The organism is Halorubrum lacusprofundi ATCC 49239 (assembly GCF_000022205.1).
GTDB classification, from domain to species: Archaea; Halobacteriota; Halobacteria; order Halobacteriales; family Haloferacaceae; genus Halorubrum; species Halorubrum lacusprofundi.
The window spans coordinates 2,397,646-2,420,464 of record NC_012029.1 but is presented as its reverse complement, the minus strand read 5'-3'; the positions used below and the strand labels follow the sequence as shown (position 1 = coordinate 2,420,464).

Sequence of the window (22,819 nt, the reverse complement as noted above, 5' to 3'; positions counted from 1 at the left end):
TCATGACGGGAAACGATCCATTCACCAACGCGCTGGCCGGCATGGACAACGCCGAGAGCGTTGGCCACCTGTCGTACACGGTTGAGCCCGCCTCCAACATCATCGGCTCCGTCCTCGAGGTCCTCTACGACCGCGGGTACGTCGACGGCTTCGAGTACGTCGACGACGGGAAAGCCGGGAAGTTTGAGGTCGAACTGAAAGGAGCGATCAACGAGTGTGGCGCCGTCAAGCCCCGCTACTCCGCGGGTGCCGACGAGTTCGAGAAGTGGGAGAAGCGATACCTCCCCGCCCGTGACTACGGGACGCTCATCGTCACGACGAGCCACGGCGTTATGAGCCACTACGAGGCCCGCGAAGAGGGCATCGGCGGCCAAGTGATCGCATACGTCTACTAACAATGAACAGAGTCGAAATCGAGATTCCGGACGACGTCTCCGCCGAGACCGACCACCTCGAACTTACCGTCGAGGGTCCCAACGGGAGCGTTACGCGACGCCTCTGGTACCCCGACGTCGAGGTCACGGTCGAGGACGGTGTCGTCGCGATCGCTTCCGAGAACGAGGACGCGAAGACGAACGCCACGGTTGGCACCTTCGAGAGCCACGTCGCCAACATGATCCACGGTGTCACCGACGGATGGGAGTACACGATGGAAGTGTACTACGCCCACTTCCCGATGCAGGTGACCGTGGAGGGCGACGAGGTCGTCATCGAGAACTTCCTCGGCGAGCGAGCACAGCGACGCACCCCGATCCGCGGGGACACGGACGTACAGATCGACGGCGAGACGGTCACGCTTTCGGGCTCCGACAAGGAGGCCGTCGGGCAGACCGCCGCCGACATCGAACAGCTGACGAAGGTGACCGACAAGGACACGCGTGTCTTCCAAGACGGCGTGTACATCGTCGAGAAGCCCACCGGAGGTGCCTAACCAATGGCCGAAGAACTCGAAGACATCAGCGGTGTCGGTCCCTCGAAGGCGGACCCCCTTCGCGCGGCCGGCTACGAGACGGTCGAAGACGTGAAGGCCGCCTCCCAGTCGGAACTCTCCCAGGTCGACGGCGTCGGTAACGCGCTCGCAGCGCGTATCAAAGCCGATGTCGGCGGGCTGGAGGTCGACGAGGAGGCGGACGCGGAGATCGAAGACGAGACGGACGAGGAGGAGGAGGCCGACGAGGCTGACACCGACGAGGACGTCGAGACGGAGCTTCGCCCCCGCGGTCACGCCGATAAGACGCCGGAACTGGACGACGAGACCGCTCGCGCGCTCGCACAGAAGCACCGCGAGGGGAAACCGCAGTTCAACCGGCAGGACTACCACAAGAAGAAGCGCATCCCGACGTCGTGGCGCAAGCCGCGCGGCGGGCTCTCCAAGCAGCGCCGCCGCATGAAGGCGAAAGGCCCCGTCGTCGAGGCGGGATTCCGTTCGCCGAAGGCGTCGCGCGACCTACATCCGAGCGGCTTCAAGGAGGTCCGCGTGCACAACACGGACGATCTTGAGGGCGTCGACGGCGACACGCAGGCGGTGCGGATCGCCTCGAAGGTCGGCGGTCGCAAGCGCGAACTGATCGAAGACGAGGCGGAGGAGCGCGGAATCCGCGTGCTGAACCCGACCTACGTCGAAGTGGAGGTCAACGATGAGTGATCTGAAGGCGCAAAAACGGCTCGCAGCGGACGAGCTCGACGTCGGCAAGGGCCGCATCTGGCTCGACCCCGAGGCACAGGAGGAGATCGAGGACGCCATCACGCGAGAGGACGTCCGCGACCTCATCGACCAGGGTACGATCCGCGCGAAGGATGCGAAGACGAACTCCCGCGGTCGGGCCCGCGAGCGCGCAGAGAAGCGCTCGTACGGTCACCAGTCGGGCGCCGGCACCCGGAAAGGGAAGTCCGGCGCACGACAGAACACGAAAGATGACTGGAAGGCGCGGATCCGCGCGCAGCGCGCCCGCCTGAAGGAGCTTCGCGACGAGGAAGACGTTCTCGACGCCAGCGAATACCGCACGCTCTACAACAAGTCGAGCGGTGGCGAGTTCGAGGACGTCGCGCGGCTGGAGGCGTACATCCAGACGCAGTACGGTTACGAGGTGACGGACTAATGGCCACAGGACCACGATACAAGGTGCCGATGCGGCGCCGCCGCGAGGTCCGGACGGATTACCATCAGAGGTTGCGCCTGCTGAAATCGGGCAAGCCTCGCCTGGTCGCCCGGGTGAGCAACGCTCACGTCAGGGCGCAGCTGGTGACTCCCGGATCTGACGGCGACGAGACCCACGCGGCCGCCTCCAGCGAGGAGCTCGGCGAGTACGGCTGGGACGCCCCCACGGGCAATCTCCCCAGCGCGTACCTCACCGGGTACCTCGCAGGCGCTCGCGCCGTCGACGCCGGCCTCGACGAGGCCGTCCTCGACATCGGGCTCAACACGGCGACGCCCGGCAACAAGACGTTCGCAGTACAGGAAGGAGCGATCGACGCCGGCCTCGAAATCCCGCACAACGATGACGTGCTGGCCGACTGGTCGCGTACGCGTGGCGAGCACATCGCCGCGTACGCCGAGCAGCTCGACGAGCCGCTGTACAGCGGCGATTTCGACGCGGCCGACTTACCCGAGCACTTCGACGACGTGCTCGCGACAATCCAGGAGGACCATGAGTAGACACAACGACGGCTGGGAACCGCGGACGCGACTCGGCCGCAAGGTACAGAACGGCGACATCTCGTCGATGGAACAGGCGCTCGATTCCGGCCTCCCGCTGAAGGAGGCGGAAATCGTCGACCAGCTCCTCCCGGGGCTGGAAGACGAAGTGCTGGACATCAACATGGTCCAGCGGATGACTGACTCCGGCCGCCGCGTGAAGTTCCGCTGCGTGGTCGCCGTGGGTAACCGCGACGGCTACCTCGGCTACGCACAGGCCCGAGACGATCAGGTCGGCGGCGCGATCCAGAAGGCGATCGATGTCGCGAAGCTGAACATCATCGAAGTCGACCGCGGCTCCGGGTCCTGGGAGGACCAGCCCGGCGGCACGAACTCCCTCACCCGCAAGGCCGAGGGGAAGGCCGGCTCCGTCACCGTCGAGATCCAGCCCGCCCCGCAGGGGCTCGGGCTGGCCGCGGCGGAGACAGTCCGCAACATCTTGGAGCTCGCCGGCGTCGAAGACGCTTGGACGAACTCCGACGGCAACACCCGGACGACCGTCAACCTCGCGAAGGCGACGTTCAACGCCTTAGAGAACGCTGCGCAGTCCCGAACGCCGCAGCATGCACGTGAGGTCCACTACGACGAGGTGAGCGAGTGATGCAAGCGATCGTACAGCTCCGCGGCGACGTGAACCTCGAGTACGGCGTCGAGGATACCCTCGACATGCTGAATATCGGGCGCGTCAACCACGCGACGTTCGTCCCCGAGACGGACTCGTACCGCGGCATGCTCACCAAGGTGAACGATGTCGTCGCGTTCGGGGAACCGAGCGTGGATGTCGTCAAGACCACCATCGCGCGACGCGGCGAGCCTCTCGAAGGCTCGGCCGATATCGATGACGAGTGGATCGGCGACAATACCGACTACGCCGATCTGGAGGCGCTGGCCGAGGCGCTCGTCGACGAGGAGACGACCCTGCGCGAGCAGGGCCTCTCGCCGACGCTCCGACTCCACGCCCCCCGCGGCGGTCACGAGGGCATCAAACACCCGGTGATCGAGGGCGGCGAACTCGGTCGCCACACCACGGAGGAGATCGACAGTCTCCTGGAGGCGATGCGATGACGAACAAGAAACGTCGACAGCGCGGTTCTCGCACGCACGGCGGCGGAACGCATAAGAACCGGCGCGGTGCCGGTCACCGCGGCGGTCGCGGTGCGGCCGGTCGCGCGAAACACGAGTTCCACAACTACGGCCCGCTCGGCAAGTACGGATTCAAACGACCCGAGAGTGCGCAGACCGAGGTCCTCGAGGTCACCGTCCAGAAGCTCGACGAGGATGCGGCGCTGTACGCCGCAGACGATCTCGCCGAGGAAGACGGCGACGCGTACGTCATCGACGCACGCGACGTCGTCGAGGACGGCTACGAAGCCGATGTCGTGAAGGTACTCGGCGGCGGACAGGTCCGCCGCGAGCTCCGCGTCACCGCCGACGCGTTCACCGCCGGTGCGGTCGAACTTATCGAGGAGGCTGGCGGCGAGGCGACACTCTCTGAGCGCGCCGAGGAAGCCGCTGACGAATCGGAAAACACTTCCGACGACGAGGACGACGAGGCGTAACCAATGAGTTGGAAGGAGGTCGCTGAACCGGTGCTCACGCGGATGCCCGTCGTGGAGCGACCCGCGGGTCACGTTCCGTTCAAGCGGAAGCTCATGTGGACGGCCGGCATCTTGGTCGTCTACTTCTTCCTGACCAACATCAACCCGTTTGGGTTGGCAGCCGGTCAGGGGTCTGACTTCTTCGGGCAGTTCCGGTCGGTACTTGCCGGCTCGTCCGGCTCGCTGTTACAGGTCGGTATCGGACCGATCGTCACGGCGTCCATCGTCCTCCAGCTGTTGGGTGGTGCGAACCTGCTGGGGCTCGATACCGACGACCCGCGCGATCAGGTCCTGTACCAGGGCCTCCAGAAGCTGCTGGTGGTCATCGTCACGGCGCTGACGGCCGCGCCGATGGTGTTCACTGGCGAGTTCCTGCCCGCGGATCCGGCCGTCGGACAGGCGCTCGGCATCGGGACGTTCGGCGTCGAAGCGCTGATCTTCGTACAGATCTTCATCGGTGGCGTCCTCCTCCTGTTCATGGACGAGATCGTGAGCAAGTGGGGCGTCGGCTCCGGCGTCGGGCTGTTTATCATCGCGGCGGTGAGCCAGCAGATCGTCGGCGGGTTCTTCAGCTTCTCCGCGCTCGGCGCGTCCGGCTTCTTCGCAAGCTGGTACGGCATCATCGTCGGCGACGTGCCGGTGTCGCTGTCGCCGTTCACGGCGGAGGGGCTCCAGAACTTGCTGTTCGATCCGGGGAACATCTTGGCGCTTTTCACCACGCTGTTCATCTTCGGGATCGTCGTGTACGCGGAGTCGGTCCGTGTCGAGATCCCGCTGTCGCACGCGCGGGTGAAGGGTGCTCGCGGGCGCTTCCCGGTGAAGCTCATCTACGCGTCCGTTCTGCCGATGATCCTCGTTCGCGCGTTGCAGGCGAACATCCAGTTCCTCGGGCAACTCCTCTCCTCGCAGTGGGCGGGGATGCCCGGATGGCTCGGCGTCTACGGCAATCAGGGTCAGCCCCTCTCCGGGCTGTTCTACTACCTGAACCCGATTCAGGCCCGTACGGACTGGATGTGGTTCCTGGGTGAGATCCCGGCGTCAGTCGAGCCGTGGATGATCGCGGTTCGACTGATCATCGACCTCACCTTCATGGTTGTCGGCGGTGCGATCTTCGCCATCTTCTGGGTCGAAACGACCGGGATGGGCCCGGAGGCGACGGCGAAACAGATCCAGAACTCCGGGATGCAGATCCCCGGATTCCGCCGGAACCCGCAGGTCGTCGAGAAGGTCATGGAGCGGTACATCCCGCAGGTGACTGTCATCGGCGGCGCCCTCGTCGGGCTGCTCGCCGTCATGGCGAACCTGCTCGGCACCATCGGTCAGGTCTCCGGAACCGGGCTGCTGCTCGCGGTCTCTATCACGTACAAGCTGTACGAGGAGATCGCAGAAGAGCAGCTGATGGAGATGCATCCGATGATGCGGCAGATGTTCGGCAACGAGTAGGAACGACGTTCGTTCCCCGATGCGGCCTTTTTGAGCCGACTCGTCGGCTCTCTTATTTATTCCCCGCCAGCGACGCGCATCGACGATATCCTGATGAAATGTCCGTCCGATCGCCGCTCGCTTCGCGCTCTCCGCTACGAGACCATCGCGTTCCACACGGTCGGGAGGCGAGCGTACACCGCCGCATTACGCCGTAGCGCCTCGACGGTCGTGTACTCATCGACGGCGTGGACGGTGTCGGTACCGAATCCGAACTCGACGGTCGGCACTCCGGCATGTCGGAACGTCTTCGCGTCGCCGCCGCCGGTCGCACTCCGTCGGTATATCCGATCACCCGTCACACTGCCGGCGGTCTGCGTTACGGCCTCGACGATCGGGCTCTCGATCGGCTCGTGGCTCCCGAGCGACCAGCTCGCGTCGGCGACGAAGACGGCCGTGAAGTCGGCGAGACACTCGCGAATGTCGGCGAGCACATCCGCGGTGTCGACGCCGGCGGTGAGCCGGACGTCGAGGCGGGCCATTGCCGAATCGGGAACGGTGTTCACCGTCTCGCCGCCCTCGATCGTTCCGAGATTTACGGTCGGGTGTTCGAAGAGATCGCGAGCCGTACTCGCGCCGAGGGTCGGCTCGTAGAACGCGACGGACTCCTCGACGATCGGTCGCAGTGTCGCATCGAGGCGGAGATCACGGGCGGAGAGCCGCGACCGGATCAGCGAGACTGCCTCCCAGAGCCGGTCGATCGCGTTGTCGCCGAGAAACGGGCGCGAGCCGTGTGCTGCGGTACCCGAGGCGCGAAGGGTCAACCAAATGCTTCCGCGGTCTGCCACGGTGACGGAGTGACGCCCGCCCGAACAAGTCGTCTCGCCGATGACGCAGCCGTCGGGCGCGAGTCGGTCGAGCGCACCGCGCTCTACGAGCGTGTCGACGCCGGCGTCGCCGCCCGTTTCCTCGTCGCTTACGACCGCGAACGCGACCGACACCGGGGGGTCTCTATCGGCGGTGGCTAGCGCCTCGCCGGCCGCGAGCATTGCGGCGAGCGGCCCCTTCATGTCGGTCGCACCGCGGCCGTAGATCCGGTCACCGTCGTGTTCACCGAGCGGGTCGCGATCCCACGCTTCGCGCTCGAATGGGACGGTGTCCACGTGACCGTTGTACAACAGAGTTCTGTCGGACTCGCCCGACACGGTCGCGATCAGATTCGGCTTCGTCGGGTCGGTCGCAATGCGCTCGCTGTCGAAGCCGGCCGTCGAAAGTAACTCCTCGACATACGCGATCGCCGGGCGAACGTCGCCGGGCGGATTCTGTGTATCGATCGCGAGTAGGTCGGTTGCGATGTCGATGATGCGCTCGGTCGGGACGGGCGGACCGTCGTTGGGAGCGGCGGCGTTCGCCGTCGCGTCGGTCGGCTCGTTCGTATCTGAAGGGTTGTGTGTCATGGTGCGGAACGCGACTGTTACTGGGTGGACGAACGGGTCGTCGTAGAAAATCGAATCTCAGTAGGGGACGGGTGTCCGCCGCCGAGGGCCGGATCTGCGGTCCGGAGACGCTCGTCAGTCGTCGTTCGGAGCCACCGCGGGGTCGTCGGCGTCGCGGCTCCGCCAGACGCCCTGCGCGTAGGCGCCGATGAACATCCCGACGATCGCGTAGAGGATCGGCCAGTTGCCGACACCGAGGCTGGCGTAGGCGGCGCCAGGACAGATGCCCGAAAGCCCCCAGCCGACCCCGAAGATGGAGCCGCCGATCAGGACGTTGCGGTCGAACGACTTCAGGCGACGGCCGTACGGGCGACCGGTGAGCGGCGCGGTGTCGCGTAGCTTCGGGAGCGTCCAGAACGCGAGTCCAGCGACGATCGAGCCGCCGAACATCACGAACAGGAGCCCGAAGTCCTCGAACGTCAGGAAGTCGATGACGACCTCCGGACGCGCCATGTGGCTGAACCCGAGCCCGAAGCCGAAGACGAGCCCGCCGCCGAGGATCAGCGGCATGAACAGGGGATGCCGGCTCATAGCCCCACCCCCAACGCGGAGACGGCGTTCGCAGTCACGATCGCGACGAGGAGGAAGGTCGCTACGCCGACCAGCGACGTGCGAGAGACCGATCCGACGCCGCAGATCCCGTGGCCCGAGGTACACCCCTTCCCGACGCGGGTACCGATTCCGACGAGGATTCCGCCGACGAACAGCCGCCAAGCGGATACCTCGGTGGTCCAGCCGCTGCCCGCGATCGACCACGGGTCGCCCTGGTAGATCACCGCGTAGATCGCGGCACCGCCGATGATCCCGACGGTGAACACGACGCGCCAGTCACGGGACGGGAGGTACTGTGCGAATCGGGACTGCCCGGAAACGTACGAGAGGGTCGACTCCAGGAACGTGCTCGCGCCCGCCGTGATCCCCGTGCCGAGGTATATCAAGACGGTCCCGAGGCCGACGAGCAGCCCGCCGATCGCGTACCGGGAGATCCCGTTCGGGAACAGCGCGTCGACGGTCTGGGGGCCCAGCAGGTCGGCGAAGATGGCGTCGATCACCGCGGGTCACCCCCGATGGTGGCGCGCGAGTGGGTCTGTCGCCGATCGTGAGGTGCGGTCACGGTCGGATCAGTCGTCGCTCGTGAGCGCATCCTGGCTCGCGGCGCAGTTGTTCGGCCCGAGTTCGAGGGTGAACGCCTCGTCGTCGTCGACGGCGTTCTGCCCGAGGTTCGTCGCGATGATGTCCTCGTAGTTGGCCGGGCGGGGGGGCATGTCGGCGAGGACGGTCTCGACGAACTCGTCTTCGTCGGCCGAGAGCGCGTCCATCCGCTCACGGAGCTCGCCGATCGGCGCGGTGTAGGTGCCGTCCGCCGCCGGTTCGGCGGCGTCGCTGAAGTGTGCGCCGCCGACGAGCACGTTGTCGTCGAGCGAGAGCACACGGGTCTGCAGCGAGTCGTAGAGCATGCGAGCCGCTTCCGGGGCGCCGTCGTCGCCCTCTTCGAGGTCGGGGCGGGCGACGCTTTCGATGAACAATCCATCGCCCGTCGCGAGCAGGCTGTCGCCGAGCAGGTAGGATGTCATCCCGGTCGTGTGTCCGGGCGTGAACACGGTCTCGACGGTCGCGTCGCCCACGGTGAACTCGTCGCCGTCCTCGACGAGCGTGACATCGTCGGCGTAGGTGACGCCGCGGTCGGCGGCGGCGGCCGGGAGCATCGCCTCGACGCCTTCGTCGGCGAGATTGCGGAGCCCGGAGATGTGGTCGGCGTGCACGTGTGTGTCGAAGGCGTACGTCAGCTCGACGCCGAGTTCCTCGGCGTCGGCGAGGTAGCGGTCGGTGAACGCACGCAGCGGGTCGACGATCGCAGCCTCGCCGCCGTCGTACAGTAGGTAGCCGAGACAGCCGCTGGAGGGACGCTGGTACTGGATGAGCGTTCCTGGACCGTCGTAGTCGGTCACCTCATGAGTCTCGTAGATCGATGCCCAGCCGTTCATCCCGTCTTCCAGGTGATCGACGTCGTAGCCGCGGTCGGCGAGCGCGCCCGCGACGTACTCGCTGGCGCCGCCCTTCGCACAGAGCACTGTGACGTGTTCGTCGTCGGGGATGCGGGCGAGGACGTCGTCGTCGATCTCCTCGTCGAGGAACTGAAAGTACGGCACGTTGATCGACTCGACGTTCGGCCCGTCGATCCGCCACTCCTCGTAGTCGCTCGACATCCGGGCGTCAAGCAGCGTTACCGACTCGCCGTCGTCGATGCGAGCTTTGAGCGATTCGGGTTCGATCGAGTCGACGTCCGAGTCCGGGGTCGGAAAGTCCATCTCGTCTGCGTCCATGTACATCCACTCATAATGAGGGAAGGAACTTAAGAGTTCGTATAGTAATTCACTATACACACAATATAATGATGTGGTGAAAGCTCATTCAAAACCATTGTACGCACGTGTAGGGCGATACACCGTCTGTGGTGCGCGTTCGATAATTCAGTTGTTCAGGTTAATCACAAGTATCGACACACTTATACCGCGGGAACCAGTATTGTGCAGTAACCCCAACACGGGGAACCCAACATGAGTACGGAAACCGCAGCCGAGACGCTAGACGTGAGAGGACAGAACTGCCCGATGCCCGTGATCAAGACCAAAGGCGCGTTCGACGACCTCGCCGCCGGCGAGGTACTCGAGATCGTCGCCACCGACTCCGGGAGCATGAGCGACATCGCGGGCTGGGCGGAATCGACCGACGGGGCCGAACTCGTCGATCAGGAAGAGGCGACCGAGGACGGCCAGGACGTGTACAAACACTACGTCCGGAAGACCGAGTGAGATGAGCGCGGACACACCGGCGTCGACGAACGACGATCTCGATCCCGAAGCCGTCGCCGACTTGCAGGCCCGCATCGACGCACTCGAGACCGAGGTATCGGACCTCCGGACCGACGTCGACGACGACGGTCCCCAGAAGATGGTCATCATCGCGACGAAGGGGACGCTCGATATGGCGTACCCGCCGCTCATCCTCGCGAGCACCGCGGCCGCCTTCGGCTACGACGTCACCATCTTCCACACGTTCTGGGGTCTCGAGATCCTCCACGAGGAGAACTCGAAGAACCTCCAGCTCAGCTCCGTGGGGAACCCGAACATGCCGGTCCCGAACATGATCGCCGCGCTCCCGGGCATGGACCGGATGACGACGCGCATGATGCGCAACAAAATCGACGACAACGACGTCGCGACGGTGGAGGAGCTCATCGAGACCTCGCTCGCGAGCGGCGTCGAACTGCAGGCGTGTCAGATGACGATCGACCTGCTCGGCTACGACGAGGACGACTTCTACGACGGCGTCACGACCGGCGTCGGCGCTGCCTCCGCGTTCCAGGACATGGTCGACGCGGACATCCAGCTACTCGTCTGACGGCGGACCCGATTCCCCTCTTACTCGACCGCGACCGACCCGTTTCCGGCGGCACTCTCGTATAACGCGTCGATAACTCGCATACTCGCGACCGCTTCTTTTCCGTCGGTCAACGGGCGAGCGCCGTCGGCGACGCGATCAGCGAAGTGCTCTACCTGCAGCCGGTAGTGGTCAACGGGATCGAACGTCTCGACGCCGTGCCGTCCGTCGATCTTGTAGGTCAGCTCCACCGGTTCGTCGGCGGGTGTGTCGAACGCTTGCTTGACCGCGACCCAGCCGTTGGTCGCGTCGATCCGGTAGCGCTGGACCAATTGCGTGTCGAAGCCGGAGGCGACGCGCGCCGACCGGCCGTCCTCGTACTCTAGCACGCCCGCGAGCTCCGTGTCGACGCCGGCATCACGGGTGTCGTGCGTGTGCGCGTACGCCCGGTCAGGCGTCCCGAGTACCGCCCTGGCGATTGAAACGGGGTAACATCCAACGTCCATCAGCGACCCGCCGGCGAGGTCGGGGTCCAGCCGCACGTCGTTCGGGCGGTCGTACAGCGGGAACCGGAACGTTGCGGTCACGGTGCGCACGTCGTCTAACTCCCGTTCGACCAGTTCAAGCGCGCGCTCGGTGCGCGGGTGATATCGGTACATAAACCCCTCCATCAGGGTGATGCCCCGCTCCGCGCAGTGATCGGTCACCTCGCGCGCTTCCGCCGCGTCGACCGCGAGCGGCTTCTCGCAGAGCACGTGATGTCCGGCGTCGGCTGCCCGCTTCGTCCACTCGGCGTGGAGCCCGTTCGGGAGCGGGACGTACACCGCGTCGATCTCATCGTCTTCGAGCAGCGCCTCGTACGAGTCGTAGCTCCGCGGAATCGCGTGTTCCTCGGCGAACCGCTCGGCGCGCTCGCCGTCCCGGGACGCGACCGCACCGAGCGCGTGGTCGCTCGCCGCGATCGCCGGGACGACGGCTTTCCGCGCGATCCCCGCCGTCCCGAGGATGCCGAAGGTGAGCCGACTGTCTGGAGTTGTCATGCCTCTGCCGACGCTCCGAGCGATCAAAAAGTCAGGTGGTTCGACTGCGGCGGTCGACGGCTCGGACCCGGTGTGACGGGCGTAGCAGGGAGAACGATGAAAGAGGTGCGGCGACCGGTGCGGACGCTACCAGCGATCTCACACGTCGTCGTCGGTCTCCGCGCGTTCTCGCCCGATCGCCTTCGAGATCGCGAGCACGTAGCCGAGCCCGTACTGGACCTCCGGATCGCGGATCCCCCGCGCGAGCCCAAGTGCGCCCACTGATTCCGGATCGCTCCGTTGGGCGGCGCCGACCCCCGCCAACAGCGTCTTCAGCCCATCGCGGGTGTCGTCGTCCGCGGCGGTGTCTGCCACCTCGCCGAGCGCGGAGCCCGTTCCGGCCAGCGAGCGGACCATCTCGTCGTCGAGCGCGGCGGTTGCGAGCGATCCCACTTCCGCGACCTCCGCGAGCTCGTCCAGCGTCCCGCTTCGCTGAAGCGCGATCAGCGTCTCCATCGCCTCGCGAAGCTCCGCGCCGTTCCCGCCGACGGTCTCGGCGAGTGCCACGGTCTCGTCGGTCGCGAGCCCGTCCGCCGATTCCGCGAGCGTCGAGGCCGTGCCCGCGAGTTCGACGACCATCTCGTCGGTGAGCGCGCCCTCACCGAGTGCAACCACGTCGAGGAACTCGTTGACCGCATCGAGCCGGTCGATGAACGTCGCGACCGCCTCTGGATTCTCGGCGACGATCGATTCGAGGTCGTCGCGGTCGAGATCCTCTCCTCCGCTTTCGGGGTCGTCACCCGTCATCTCAGAGCAACCCCCGTGCGGTGAGCCAGTAGGACTCGTTGTACGCCAGCTTCGACCAGTGGAGCTTCTCGGAGGGGGGGCGCCGGCGACGGCGGGTTCTCGTAGTCGAACTCGACGAACGAGGCGGCGTCCATCCCCGTCTCGATGAAACAGAGCGTCTTTCCGTCGTACGTCGCGGTTGCGGGCCGACCGCGGATCTCGCTTTCAAGCCGCTGTGCCACGACGCCTGCCTGATAGTGGGCGACGCTTCCCGCCTTCGGGACGCCGGTCGTCGCGGCGTCGCCGAGCGCGTACACGTTGTCTGCCGTCTCGGCCTCTAAGGTGTGTTTATCCACGTCGACCCAGCCACGATCGCCCAGCCCTGCCTCGTCGACCACGTCGACGCCGCGGTGTGGCGGGATCGCGGCCAACAGGTCGTAGTCGAGTTCCGTCCCCTCCATGGAGGTGATCGTCTTCGCGTCCGGGTCGACCGACTCGGCGTTGAAGAACGTCTCCGTGTTGATGTCCCGCTCCGCCATTATCGGGTCCGCCCACTCGCCGATCTGGGGGTTGCCGTGGACGCGGTTGATCGGGTACGTGTACGTGATCTCGATGTCGTCGCGGAGCCCACGCTGACGGAACCAGCTGTCCGCCATGAAGACGAACTCCAGCGGCGCCGCCGGGCACATGTGCGGCGTGCCGACGACACTCAACACGAGGTGGCCCTCGGTCATCGAGAGGAGTTCGTCTCTGAGCGCCAGTGCGCCGGACTCCGAGTAGTAGTCGTGGCCGCCCGCTGCGAGCCCCGGAATCTCGTCGTCGGCGAGCGTCGAGCCCGTCGCGACGACGAGGTGGTCGTAGCCGAGCGGTCCGGAGCCGTCACGGAGCGCGAGTTCCTTTGCGTCTGTGTCGATCTCGGTCACCCGGTCGATCGCGACGTCGACCCGGTCGTCGACGAGGTCGCGGAGGGGTCGGCGCCCGTCGGCGGGCTCGCGCTGGCCGAACGGGACGTACAGCCACACCGGCTTGTACACGTGGTCCGGGTCGTCGTTGATCAGCGTCACCTCGACGTCGCCGGCGTCAATCTCCAGGGCGAGCCGGTCCGCGAGGTTGTTCGCGAGCACCGTTCCGCCCGTGCCACCCCCGAGGATGGCGATACGGTCGGTCATCTCACGCGACCTCCACGTAGAAGCCGTAGTCGTCGCCCGATTCGTCGACCGCGAGCAGTTCGTTGTCGGTCTCGTCGACCCACTCGGAGACGTCGGTCAACGACTGATCGTTGTCGCTCAAGAGCAAGATGACGTCCCCGGAGCTGGCGGATCGGACTCGACCGATGAGGTCCATGAGCGGTCCGGGACAGGCGGCTCCGCGGGCGTCGACGGTGTCTGTGGGTTCGATGTCGATATCGGACATGGGTTACAGGCGATCCTTTGCTCTCCGCGGAGTTAATATTGTGTGGTGGTTCCAATATAAAGAAATGCTCAGAACATATTTATACCACAATCGACTCACGGGTTCGGCGGTGAGGTCGTCGACAATCCTAACGACGGCTCTGACGACGGTTCCGACGGTGTTTCGGCTACGACTCGGGTTCCGGCGGTTCCGGGTCGACGAGCGGCGAGTCCTCGTTCGCGCACCCCGGACGACCGCAGACGCCTGCGTCTGCGCCCGCCTGCGAGACGCCTGCATCGAGCGACTCGATCTCCCACCGGACGTCGTGACCGGTCGTCGACTCATGGTCGTCCACAGCTGTTCGGGCGTCTCGGAGCCTGTCGTACGTCGCCGCGAGCGAACAGTTGCGACACTGAACCGTGACGCGTGTTCCGTCCATGCATGTGTCTTGCGCTATATATACATAACTACCGTGGTCACCGGTGAGGTCAGCGGAAGCGCAAAAAACGGCCGATTGCCGTCTCGAAATAGAGCGAAGCGGTATCGACGCGTCGCTACGTCGGCTCGTCGCTCTCGGTATCAGTTCGCCAGCCTCCCTTGAGCGTGATGAACCAGACCGTCACGCCGGCGAGGATGAAGACACCGGCCATGTACGGAATCAGCGGCAGCTCGATGCCGATGAAGTCGAGCACTGTCCGGAGCTCGTAGATGATCACACTGAAGATCGCGAGTGTCACTAAGAGCCCGCCGCGGCTCACGTCGACGGTCATCGAACCACCTCGACGAGCGAGGTCGACGCGTCGCCGATTGCGCCGAGTAGTGGCGTCACCGCGTTTGCGAGCGCGTCGAGCGCGGGCACAAGCCACACCGGGTACGTGCCGACACCCGGCCCGAGGAGCCCGCCGCGGTTGATGATCGCTGCAAGCGGGAGCGCGTACGCGAGCACGACGAGCGTGAGCGCGATTCCGAACCACAGCCGGAGGTTGTCAAGCACCTGCGGCGCGTCGTCGGGACCGGACAGCGCCGGCGGCAGCGACTCCGCGAGCCCGGAGACCTTCGGGTTCCCCATCGTGAGCACGAGGTTCCCGATGAACAGGACCGTCGAGACGAAAAGCAGCGTCCCGCCGATCGCGATCTGGATATTGAGCTCCTCGAACCCGCCGAACATCGTCGGGTAGTCGAACCCGGAGTACTCCGGCTCTGCGGTCCGCCGCGGGGCGCCCAAGATCCCCTGCGCGTGCATCGCGTTCGACATCAGTGCCATGCCGATAAACCAGAGTACGACCTGGAACAGCCCGATCGACCGGCTGTAGATCGGCTTGTTAGTGATCTGCGGCCAGATCCAGTAGGTGGCCGCCATGAAGGTGAGCGCGACCGCGGTCCCCACGGTGAGGTGGAAGTGGCCCGGGACCCAGATCGTGTTGTGGATCATGTAGTTGATGTTCATCCCGGCGTTCACCATCCCGGAGAAGCCGCCGGCGGCGAACATCAGGCCCGCCAGCATCATCCCGGTGAACTCGGGCTTCCGCCACGGGAGGTCGGTGAGCCAGCCGAGGAGGCCGGTCCCACCGCGCTGGCGGGCGCCGTACTCCACGCTCGCCACGACCGTGAACGCGGTGAGCAGGCTCGGCAACAGGAGGAACATCGTGTTCGTCATCGAGATGAACTTGAACCCCTCCGCGATTCCGGGGTCGAGGTACTGGTGGTGAATCCCGACCGGAGTCGACAGCAGGAGGAACAGCACGAACACGACGCGGGCGAGCGGGTCACTGAACAGCCGCCCGCCGGCGATCTTCGGGAGAACGGTGTACCACAGCAGGTACGCCGGCATCAGCCAGAAGTACACGACCGGGTGGCCGAAGAACCAGAACAGCGTCCGGGTCAGCGTCGGGTTCACCTGATCGATCAGTCCGAGCGACCATGGCAGCAGGAAGATGAGCACCGATGCCGCCACAGCCGACGACGCGATGTACCACATCGCCATCGTCGTCAGCACCATGAACGTCTGCAGCGGGATCCGCTCGTCGGGATTCTCACGCTTCCACGCGAGCCACGTCCGGAAGAAGTCGGCGCCGGCGATCCACGACCCGACGATGAACACGGCGAGCCCCGCGTAGAACATGGGGTGTGCCTGTAGCGGTGCGTAGAAGGTGAACAGCACGTCCGCGCTCATGTCGATCGAATCGACGAATCCGGCGAGGATCGAGATACCGGTCATCGTCATCCCGACAGCCATGAGTCCGTACCACGTCCAGGTGATTTTGGTGTTGATCAGCGGCCGATCAAGGCTCCGCACGACCGCCCATGTGAACAGCCCGACGAGGAAGAACGTCGTGAAGCTGAGCGCGAGGAACACACCGTGCGCGGTGAGCGATGTGTAGTAGTCGGTGGAGGAGATGATTCCCCGGAAGACGTCGGTGCGATGGAGCGTCTGGATGATCCCGAAGATCGCGCCGAGCGTGAGCGCGAAGAAGGAGCTGAGAAGAGCGGCACGAACGATCCGCGCCTCTTCGGGGAACTTGTCGACGAACGTCCGATCGCCTTCGATCGCCTCGCTCATTCGCCATCACCTCCGCTGGTTCGATCCTCGTACTCCGCCTGACTGACGACGTTGACTTTTCCTTCCATAACGTGGTGACCGGCGCCGCAGTACTCGTTGCAGATGAGGCCGTACTCCTGCGGTTCTTCGACTTTGACGGTGAGCTCAGAGACTTCGCCGGGAACGACCATCGCGTTGGCGTTCGTTCCGACGACCTCGAAGCCGTGGATCACGTCCGCGGAGGTGACGTAGAACGTCACGGTGCTGTTCGCTGGCACGACGATCGGGTCGGGCTGGAAGGTGAACTGACGGGCGACGACGTACGCCGCGTACTCGTTTTCACCGACCTGTTCGACACGGGGCTCCGAGAACCGCTCGTCCTCGTCGAGCCCGCCGGAATCGATCGCCGGTTCGGTGTCGCTCACCATCGCGACGCCGGGACCGACGGCGCCGTACGTGACCGACCCGATGAGGAACAGTATCAGGAGCACCGATACCGCGAGCCAGATCTTCTCGTAGGCGTGAATGTGCATACAATGATCACCCCACAACGACCAGATCGCGGCCGAGGAACTCGATGTAGTAGATGTACACCCACGAAAGCACCAGGATAACGAAATATATCCCGATGAGAGTGAGGGTTCCGATCGGATCGAACTCCTCTGTGTCACCGCTCACTGTGTCACCGCTCACTGTGTCACCGCTCACGTCGTCTGCGGGCGCGTGTGCGGCCTCGTTTCGGCCCATGGGCCCCGTTATTGATAAGGAACCATATAACGTCTATCCGTTCTCGGACCCTGAAAACACGGGTGTTATATATGTTCGGCCGGCCGTTGGTTACGGCATGAACTTCTCGCTCCAACAGGCCGTACTCTTAGTGCTCGGCGGGCTCGTCCCCGCGGCGGTGTTCATCGCGGACCGATCGGAGATCTTCGTCGCGATCACGCTGGTGAATGTGCTGCTCATCTGGGCGAGCCTCCGAGTGGCGACCGGCGGGAGCCTGCCGGGGATCGGCGGTGGTGACGACGGCGCGGCGGACCCGAAACAGGCGTAGTCGACTGGACCGGACGTAGTCGGCGACCAGATCGCGCCGAGCAGGACTCGGCGTATCCGAGCCACGAACCACTCCTGTGGACCCTCTGAAGCGAACACACATGCCACCCTGTACACTCTGTGACCTGCCGACCGGGGACGATCCCCATACGGCCCCGGACGTCGACGGCGAGTTCTGCTGTCGGGGCTGTCTCGCCGTCGCGAGATCGCTCGGTGACGCGGAAGGGCTCGACGGGCTCGACGAGGTCGAGGAACGGCGCCCGGACGCGGAGCCGGACGACGACTTCGAGGGTGAGACGACGTTCCTCCACGTCGATGGGATGCACTGTGCGACCTGCGAGTCATTCCTAGAAATGACCGCGGGCGAGCAGGCGGGCGTCGCGGCCGCGGAGGCGAGCTACGCCACCGACACGATCCGGGTCGACTACGACCCTGACGCCGTCGGCGCCGACGAGCTCCCCGAGCGCCTCTCGGTCGCGGGGTACTCGGCAAGTAACCGCGCCGACCCAGACGCCGAGGGCGACGACGCGGTCGTCCGGTTCCTGATCGGCGGCGGCTTCTTCGGGATGATGGCGATGCTGTGGTACGTCGTTTTCCTGTATCCCACCTACTTCGGCTACGAGCCCTTCCTCGATCTGGGCGGGGTCTCGGGGCTGTACCTGTTCACGCAGGTGTGGGTGTTCGCCTCCATTGTCCTGTTTTATACGGGATACCCCATCCTGCGTGGCGCCTACGTGAGCCTTCGCGCTCGCCAGCCGAACATGGATCTCTTGGTGTCGATCGCGGCGGTGAGCTCGTACGCGTACAGCACCCTCGCGATGTTCCTCGGCCGGACCGACCTCTACTTCGACGTGACGATCGCCGTCATCCTGGTGGTCACCGCCGGCAACCACTACGAGTCGCTGATCAAGCGGCGCGCGACCGGTGCACTCTCGGAGCTCACGACTGTGACCGACCGCGAGGTCCGAACCGAGGCGGGCGAGACGGTCGCGACGGACGCGGTCGCCCCCGGCGATCGCCTGCTCGTACGTCCCAGCGAGCGCGTGCCGTTCGACGGGATCGTCGCCGAGGGGGCTGCCGCGGTCGACGAGGCCCTGGTCACCGGCGAGTCGCTCCCGGCGACGAAACGCGAGGGTGACGCGGTCCGTGGTGGCACCGTCGTCACCGACGCCCCGATTGTCGTCGAGGTGGGCGAGGACGCAGAGAGTACCCTCGACACGCTCGTACGGATGCTGTGGGAGATCCAGAGCTCGCGGTCGGGGATCCAGCGGCTCGTCGACAAGCTGGCGACGGTGTTCGTCCCCCTCGTCGTCGCGGTCGCGGTCCTCGCGGCCGGCGCGACCCTCGCGTTCGGTGCCTCGCCGACCGAGGCGGCGCTGGTCGGACTCACGGTGCTCATCGTCTCGTGTCCCTGCGCGCTCGGACTCGCAACCCCGCTAGCGGTCGCGGCCGGGATCCGCGACGCGGCCCGGCGCGGGATCGTGATCGTCTCCGACGCCGTCTTCGAGGAGGCGGCCGACATCGACACGGTCGTGCTCGACAAGACCGGGACCCTCACCGACGGGCAGATGCGGCTGCTCGGGGCCGAGACGGACGGAACGGACCCGGCGACCGTTCGGAAACGGGCCGCGGCGCTGGAGCGCGCCTCGGTCCACCCGATCGCGGAGGCGATCGTCGCGGGGGTGCGCGGAGAAGAGACGGAAGGCGACGGGATCGCCGCTCGCCCGGCCGCGGCGACTGACGGCGGCACGGCGATCGACGGCAGCGCGGCGAGGGACGACGGCACGGGGGCCGCGACCGAACCGTCGCCCGCGGCCGCGGACGTGACGGTCACGGACAGGGGCGTCTCCGGACGGATCGACGGCGACGAGGTCGTCGTCGGTCACCGGTCGCTGTTCGAGGGCGACGCGTGGGCCGTGTCCGAGTCGCTTGACGCGGTCGGCGCGGACGCTCGCGAGGCGGGTCGCGTCCCCGTGTACGTCGGCTGGGACGGGGCCGTCAGAGGCGTTCTCGTCGTCGGCGACGAGGTGCGCGAGGGCTGGGAGGCGGTCGTCGAGGACCTCGCGGCGGACGGGCGCCGGGTGGTCGTGCTCACCGGCGACTCCCCGGCCGCGGCCCGCCGGTTCGAGGAGCATCCCGCGATCGACGAGACGTTCGCGGAGGTCCCGCCGGAGGCGAAAGCCGAGACGGTTCGGCGCCTGACCGCGACCGAGCGCGTCGCGATGGTCGGCGACGGGAGCAACGACGCGCCCGCGCTCGCGGCGGCCGACATCGGTATCTCCGTCGCGAGCGGGACCGATCTGGCCGCCGACGCTGCCGACGCCGTCCTGCTGGAGGACCGCCTGTCGGCAATTCCGGAACTGTTCGCAGTCACCCGCGGGACGAACCGCCGGCTCAAGCAGAACCTCGGGTGGGCGTTCGTCTACAACGCGGTCGCGATCCCTATGGCCGTCTCGGGGGTCCTCAATCCACTTTTCGCCGCGGTCGCGATGGGGACGAGCAGCCTCCTCGTGGTGTCGAACTCCGCGCGAGCCGTTTATAAAGGCGAGTAGCGGAAGGAGGCGACTGCGAGGCTGTCAGCCGGTCACGCCGTTACGCCGCCGCGCCGACATACGGTTTCACCGCGCGCACGATGGCGTCCACGTCGTACTCGTCTTCCGTCTTGTCGAAGACGACCTCGCCGTCGGCGCGCACGACGAACACACCGTCGTCGCCGGTCACTAACGCGACTTCGTCGATCTCCTCGCCGAACTGCTTGAGGATCGCCTCCGAGACATCTCGGGCGCGGTTCAACATGCCGCACGGGACGCAGTACTCGACTTCGATGCGGGTCATACGAGAAACGTTGGGGCGCGAGCGGTCTTAAAAGAGGCGTCTGGCGGGACGTCTCTCCTGGACCACCGCGCTCAGACCACGAGCGCGTCGAACACGACGGCGAACAGCAGGAGGCCGAGGTAGGCGTTCGACGCGTGGAACGCCCGGAACGCCGCGTCCTCAGTCTGCTCGTAGTGGAGCCGGACGACCATCCAGAGGAACAGGGCGCCGACGGCGACACCCACGACGGCGTAGAGTGCGCCGAGCGGCTCTGCGACCGCCGCGAGTGCGACCGCCGCGACGAGCGTCGCTCCGAGGTACCAGACGATGTGCCGGCGCGTCGTCGTCTCCCCGCGAACCACGGGCATCATCGGGAAGCCGCCGCGCTCGTAGTCGTCCTTGTAGGCCAACGCGAGATTGTAGAAGTGCGCGGGCGTCCACAGGAAGATGACCAGTGCGAGCAACAGCCCGCCGCCGCCGATTTCGCCGGTCACCGCGGCCCAGCCGATGAGGGCGGGGAGCGCGCCGGCGGCCCCGCCGATCACGGTGTTTTGCACCGTGTTCGGCTTCAGAATGAGGGTGTACACGACGCTGTAGAACACGATAGCGATCAGTCCGAGCGCCGCTGTCAGCGGATTTACCGTCCAGAACAGACCGACCGAGACGAGCGTGAGAGTTCCCCCGAACGCGAGCGCGTGGGACACCGGCACGAGGTCGGTCGCCAGCGGGCGGTCGTTCGTGCGCTGCATCCGCTTGTCCACGTCGCGTTCGAGCACGTGGTTGAACGTGCCGGAGGCGCCGATAGAGAGCGCGCCGCCGACGAGCGTCGCGGCCACAATGCGGGGGGTAAATCCGGAACCGCCGGCCAGCGCCATCGCGGCGGCGGCGACCAGACAGAGCAGCCACATCAGCCGCGGCTTCATCAGCCGGAAGTACGCCGCCGCAGTCGCCCGCAGCCGGGGGACCGTTGCGGTCGGTACATCCGGTTCGGGGGCGTCCTCGACCGGCGGAAGGTCGTCAGTCCCGGGCTGGAAGTCGACCGGAACGTCGTCCGGGTCGCCGGTCTCGGCTTCCAGCCACCACGCGAGCCCGGCGAGCACGGCCGCGAAGATGGCCACGCCGAGGAGAAGGTGAAGAGAGCCGAGCGCGGCCGGGAGGCTGCCCACCGCGACGAGCGCGCCCACGCCGGCTTGCGCGGGGTACACGAGCAGCGCGGCGGTGAGCGCAGCCCGGATTCGACGGCTCGCGCCGTCGCGCCATGCAAGGACGGCGGAGAGGGCAACGAGGGCCCCCACGACGACCGCGAGCAGCCGGTGGCCGAGGGCGATCCAGCCCTCGGTCGCCGTCGGGAGCTCGGCGCCGTTCCCACAGGCGGGCCAGCCGCCGCAGGCCGCGGCCGCCTCCGTGAGCGAGGTGGTAGCGCCGACGACGATCAGGAGGTACACGCCCATCGCCGCCGCCGCGAGAACCGCGGGGAATCGGTCAGGTATCGTCACTTGGACGGTTTTAGGAACCGACCCATATAGGTTCCGCGCTTCGGCGTATTGTGGCGTTCGTCGCTCTGTGGGATCACTATCGTTGTCCCTCGCGGGCGCCGTCGCAGTCGGATCCGCGCTGTTTCAGGATCCGATCGACGATGTCGCCGCTGGAGAGCAGTTCGTCCTCGTACCGTGGATCGCGGCCCGAGGCGCGCTCAACCCGGCAGTCGATACCGCGCTCTGCGAGCGCGGCGGCGATGTCGGCCTCGTCGTGGTGCTGGTCGAATCCCAACACGATCACGTCGGGGTCGAGCCGCTGGATGGGGACGAACACGTCCTCGGGGTGGCCGAGATGGGCCTCGTCGACCGCGGTGAGCGCCGCGACCATGTCGCGGCGCTGTTCGGCACAGAGGATCGGTGCCGGCTTGTGGGTGACGTTGGTGCGGCGGGCGACGATGGCGTGAAGCTCGTCGCCGTACGTCGCCGCGTCTTCCAGATAATGGACGTGGCCGGGATGGAGTAGGTCGAAGGTCCCCTGTGCAACGACCCGCGTCATCGGAACCACGAGAGGAAGCCACCGTCATCGCGTCGTTCCTCGCCGATCTCGCGATCGATGTCCTCCTGGGTAAAATCGAAGAAGTGCTCGTCGGGCACTTCCACGTCGAGCACGTCGAGGGTCGTCTGTCGGCCCTCGTTGTCGAATGCCTTCCAGTCGCCCCACCCGTACGGAGCGCCGACGATGATATGGATCTGTCCCTGTCCAAACGTCGCGAGGTCAGCGTCGCTCGGCCGGAGCGCACCGTTCGGATGGGAGTGGACCGAGCCGACCGCCCGCATGTCGTTCGGCTTCATGTGGGTGCGGACGCTGGCACTCGTCGGGTTCGATTCCGTACCCGGGATGACGAGCACATCGGTTATCACCTGCCCGTCCCGGTCGAGGTCGAGCTTCCGGGCGTCGTCCGTGCGGAGGAACCCCATGTACTCGTCGGGGTGGCTCTCCTCGCTCGCCTCGAGGACGAACTCCATGGTCTCCCGGGCGATCCCGAGGAGTTCGTCCGAGCGGAACAGTCGCATACGCGAGCGGAGGTGCCGTCGCCCCATATGGATTCCGGACCGCGGAGAAGGCCCCGTCGCTCCGCTGGAAAC

At 66.2% G+C, this 22,819-nt stretch carries 29 protein-coding genes and 1 pseudogene; 13 read left to right on the top strand and 17 right to left on the bottom strand.

Going from position 1 to position 22,819, the window contains the following annotated elements; genetic code table 11:
- Positions 1-2 precede the first annotated feature (2 nt).
- Genes HLAC_RS12090 through secY form a run of 9 tightly spaced genes read left to right on the top strand, consistent with a single transcriptional unit; the run spans position 3 to position 5,736 of the window.
- Positions 3-395 (top strand): 30S ribosomal protein S8, encoded by a 393-nt coding sequence (locus HLAC_RS12090; RefSeq protein ID WP_004047215.1) that lies wholly within the window; start codon positions 3-5, stop codon positions 393-395.
- Positions 396-397: 2 nt separating this feature from the next.
- Positions 398-931 carry a 50S ribosomal protein L6 gene (locus HLAC_RS12085; RefSeq protein ID WP_004047214.1) on the top strand — a complete coding sequence of 178 codons (534 nt, stop codon included), beginning with the start codon at positions 398-400 and terminating at the stop codon, positions 929-931.
- A gap of 3 nt (positions 932-934) precedes the next feature.
- The gene (locus HLAC_RS12080) at positions 935-1,645 is read left to right on the top strand and encodes a 50S ribosomal protein L32e (RefSeq protein WP_015911124.1); all 711 of its coding nucleotides are present in this window, start codon (positions 935-937) and stop codon (positions 1,643-1,645) included.
- Complete coding sequence (locus tag HLAC_RS12075; protein WP_015911123.1) at positions 1,638-2,099, top strand: 50S ribosomal protein L19e; 462 nt, start codon at positions 1,638-1,640, stop codon at positions 2,097-2,099. Before HLAC_RS12080 ends, HLAC_RS12075 begins: the two co-directional genes overlap by 8 nt.
- A complete protein-coding gene (locus tag HLAC_RS12070; RefSeq protein WP_004047211.1) occupies positions 2,099-2,656 on the top strand; it encodes a 50S ribosomal protein L18 in 558 nt (185 codons plus the stop codon). Before HLAC_RS12075 ends, HLAC_RS12070 begins: the two co-directional genes overlap by 1 nt.
- Entirely contained in the window at positions 2,649-3,296 is a 648-nt protein-coding gene (locus tag HLAC_RS12065; RefSeq protein ID WP_004047210.1) for a 30S ribosomal protein S5, read from the top strand. The genes HLAC_RS12070 and HLAC_RS12065 overlap by 8 nt, the downstream gene beginning before the upstream one ends.
- Positions 3,296-3,760 carry a 50S ribosomal protein L30 gene (locus HLAC_RS12060; protein WP_015911122.1) on the top strand — a complete coding sequence of 155 codons (465 nt, stop codon included), beginning with the start codon at positions 3,296-3,298 and terminating at the stop codon, positions 3,758-3,760. The genes HLAC_RS12065 and HLAC_RS12060 overlap by 1 nt, the downstream gene beginning before the upstream one ends.
- Entirely contained in the window at positions 3,757-4,254 is a 498-nt protein-coding gene (locus tag HLAC_RS12055) for an uL15m family ribosomal protein (protein WP_015911121.1), read from the top strand. The genes HLAC_RS12060 and HLAC_RS12055 overlap by 4 nt, the downstream gene beginning before the upstream one ends.
- 3 nt (positions 4,255-4,257) lie before the next feature.
- A complete protein-coding gene (gene secY, locus HLAC_RS12050) occupies positions 4,258-5,736 on the top strand; it encodes a preprotein translocase subunit SecY (RefSeq protein ID WP_015911120.1) in 1,479 nt (492 codons plus the stop codon).
- A gap of 134 nt (positions 5,737-5,870) precedes the next feature.
- On the opposite strand, the gene HLAC_RS12045 is transcribed toward secY, so the two are convergent.
- The 4 genes from HLAC_RS12045 to HLAC_RS12030 all read right to left on the bottom strand — a co-directional run bounded on the left by HLAC_RS12045 (position 5,871) and on the right by HLAC_RS12030 (position 9,535).
- Positions 5,871-7,172: a M20 family metallopeptidase gene (locus HLAC_RS12045; protein ID WP_015911119.1), complete on the bottom strand. Its 1,302-nt coding sequence runs from the start codon at positions 7,170-7,172 to the stop codon at positions 5,871-5,873.
- Between the two features lie 114 nt (positions 7,173-7,286).
- Positions 7,287-7,742: a YeeE/YedE family protein gene (locus tag HLAC_RS12040; RefSeq protein ID WP_015911118.1), complete on the bottom strand. Its 456-nt coding sequence runs from the start codon at positions 7,740-7,742 to the stop codon at positions 7,287-7,289.
- Positions 7,739-8,263 carry a YeeE/YedE family protein gene (locus HLAC_RS12035; protein ID WP_015911117.1) on the bottom strand — a complete coding sequence of 175 codons (525 nt, stop codon included), beginning with the start codon at positions 8,261-8,263 and terminating at the stop codon, positions 7,739-7,741. The genes HLAC_RS12040 and HLAC_RS12035 overlap by 4 nt, the downstream gene beginning before the upstream one ends.
- A 69-nt stretch (positions 8,264-8,332) precedes the next feature.
- On the bottom strand, positions 8,333-9,535 hold the full coding sequence (locus HLAC_RS12030; protein ID WP_015911116.1) for an MBL fold metallo-hydrolase: 1,203 nt from the start codon (positions 9,533-9,535) through the stop codon (positions 8,333-8,335).
- Between the two features lie 234 nt (positions 9,536-9,769).
- Between HLAC_RS12030 and HLAC_RS12025 the strand changes: the two genes are divergently transcribed.
- Positions 9,770-10,024 carry a sulfurtransferase TusA family protein gene (locus HLAC_RS12025; RefSeq protein ID WP_015911115.1) on the top strand — a complete coding sequence of 85 codons (255 nt, stop codon included), beginning with the start codon at positions 9,770-9,772 and terminating at the stop codon, positions 10,022-10,024.
- A gap of 1 nt (position 10,025) precedes the next feature.
- The gene (locus tag HLAC_RS12020) at positions 10,026-10,613 is read left to right on the top strand and encodes a DsrE/DsrF/DrsH-like family protein (RefSeq protein WP_015911114.1); all 588 of its coding nucleotides are present in this window, start codon (positions 10,026-10,028) and stop codon (positions 10,611-10,613) included.
- 20 nt (positions 10,614-10,633) lie between these two features.
- Here the strand turns inward: HLAC_RS12020 and HLAC_RS12015 are convergent, their stop codons facing one another.
- The 9 genes and pseudogenes from HLAC_RS12015 to HLAC_RS11975 all read right to left on the bottom strand — a co-directional run bounded on the left by HLAC_RS12015 (position 10,634) and on the right by HLAC_RS11975 (position 17,075).
- Complete coding sequence (locus tag HLAC_RS12015) at positions 10,634-11,632, bottom strand: Gfo/Idh/MocA family protein (RefSeq protein WP_015911113.1); 999 nt, start codon at positions 11,630-11,632, stop codon at positions 10,634-10,636.
- Between the two features lie 138 nt (positions 11,633-11,770).
- Complete coding sequence (locus tag HLAC_RS12010; protein ID WP_015911112.1) at positions 11,771-12,418, bottom strand: helical membrane plugin domain-containing protein; 648 nt, start codon at positions 12,416-12,418, stop codon at positions 11,771-11,773.
- A gap of 1 nt (position 12,419) precedes the next feature.
- A pseudogene (locus HLAC_RS12005) lies at positions 12,420-13,566 on the bottom strand (NAD(P)/FAD-dependent oxidoreductase).
- Between the two features lies 1 nt (position 13,567).
- A complete protein-coding gene (locus tag HLAC_RS12000; RefSeq protein ID WP_015911110.1) occupies positions 13,568-13,810 on the bottom strand; it encodes a sulfurtransferase TusA family protein in 243 nt (80 codons plus the stop codon).
- Between the two features lie 166 nt (positions 13,811-13,976).
- Positions 13,977-14,228: a DUF7542 family protein gene (locus HLAC_RS11995; RefSeq protein ID WP_015911109.1), complete on the bottom strand. Its 252-nt coding sequence runs from the start codon at positions 14,226-14,228 to the stop codon at positions 13,977-13,979.
- A 115-nt stretch (positions 14,229-14,343) separates the two neighbouring features.
- Positions 14,344-14,559, bottom strand: a complete 216-nt coding sequence (locus HLAC_RS11990) for a hypothetical protein (RefSeq protein ID WP_015911108.1) — start codon at positions 14,557-14,559, stop codon at positions 14,344-14,346.
- The gene (locus HLAC_RS11985) at positions 14,556-16,349 is read right to left on the bottom strand and encodes a b(o/a)3-type cytochrome-c oxidase subunit 1 (RefSeq protein WP_015911107.1); all 1,794 of its coding nucleotides are present in this window, start codon (positions 16,347-16,349) and stop codon (positions 14,556-14,558) included. The genes HLAC_RS11990 and HLAC_RS11985 overlap by 4 nt, the downstream gene beginning before the upstream one ends.
- Positions 16,346-16,861: a cytochrome c oxidase subunit II gene (locus HLAC_RS11980; protein ID WP_015911106.1), complete on the bottom strand. Its 516-nt coding sequence runs from the start codon at positions 16,859-16,861 to the stop codon at positions 16,346-16,348. Before HLAC_RS11980 ends, HLAC_RS11985 begins: the two co-directional genes overlap by 4 nt.
- Before the next feature lie 7 nt (positions 16,862-16,868).
- Positions 16,869-17,075, bottom strand: coding sequence for a hypothetical protein (locus HLAC_RS11975; RefSeq protein WP_015911105.1), 207 nt, complete (start codon positions 17,073-17,075; stop codon positions 16,869-16,871).
- A 97-nt stretch (positions 17,076-17,172) separates the two neighbouring features.
- Here HLAC_RS11975 and HLAC_RS11970 point away from each other — a divergent pair, with 97 nt between their 5' ends.
- Both HLAC_RS11970 and HLAC_RS11965 read left to right on the top strand, forming a co-directional pair.
- Positions 17,173-17,382, top strand: a complete 210-nt coding sequence (locus HLAC_RS11970) for a DUF8131 family protein (RefSeq protein ID WP_015911104.1) — start codon at positions 17,173-17,175, stop codon at positions 17,380-17,382.
- Positions 17,383-17,482: 100 nt separating this feature from the next.
- Positions 17,483-19,933, top strand: coding sequence for a heavy metal translocating P-type ATPase (locus HLAC_RS11965; protein ID WP_015911103.1), 2,451 nt, complete (start codon positions 17,483-17,485; stop codon positions 19,931-19,933).
- A gap of 40 nt (positions 19,934-19,973) precedes the next feature.
- Here HLAC_RS11965 and HLAC_RS11960 read toward each other — a convergent pair whose 3' ends face one another.
- The 4 genes from HLAC_RS11960 to HLAC_RS11945 form a co-directional block, all read right to left on the bottom strand.
- The gene (locus HLAC_RS11960; protein ID WP_015911102.1) at positions 19,974-20,216 is read right to left on the bottom strand and encodes an Rdx family protein; all 243 of its coding nucleotides are present in this window, start codon (positions 20,214-20,216) and stop codon (positions 19,974-19,976) included.
- 71 nt (positions 20,217-20,287) lie between these two features.
- The gene (locus HLAC_RS11955; RefSeq protein ID WP_049933596.1) at positions 20,288-21,691 is read right to left on the bottom strand and encodes a heme o synthase; all 1,404 of its coding nucleotides are present in this window, start codon (positions 21,689-21,691) and stop codon (positions 20,288-20,290) included.
- A 76-nt stretch (positions 21,692-21,767) separates the two neighbouring features.
- The gene (locus HLAC_RS11950) at positions 21,768-22,229 is read right to left on the bottom strand and encodes an FAD synthase family protein (protein WP_015911100.1); all 462 of its coding nucleotides are present in this window, start codon (positions 22,227-22,229) and stop codon (positions 21,768-21,770) included.
- The gene (locus tag HLAC_RS11945) at positions 22,226-22,747 is read right to left on the bottom strand and encodes a Mov34/MPN/PAD-1 family protein (protein WP_015911099.1); all 522 of its coding nucleotides are present in this window, start codon (positions 22,745-22,747) and stop codon (positions 22,226-22,228) included. Before HLAC_RS11945 ends, HLAC_RS11950 begins: the two co-directional genes overlap by 4 nt.
- Positions 22,748-22,819 lie beyond the last annotated feature (72 nt).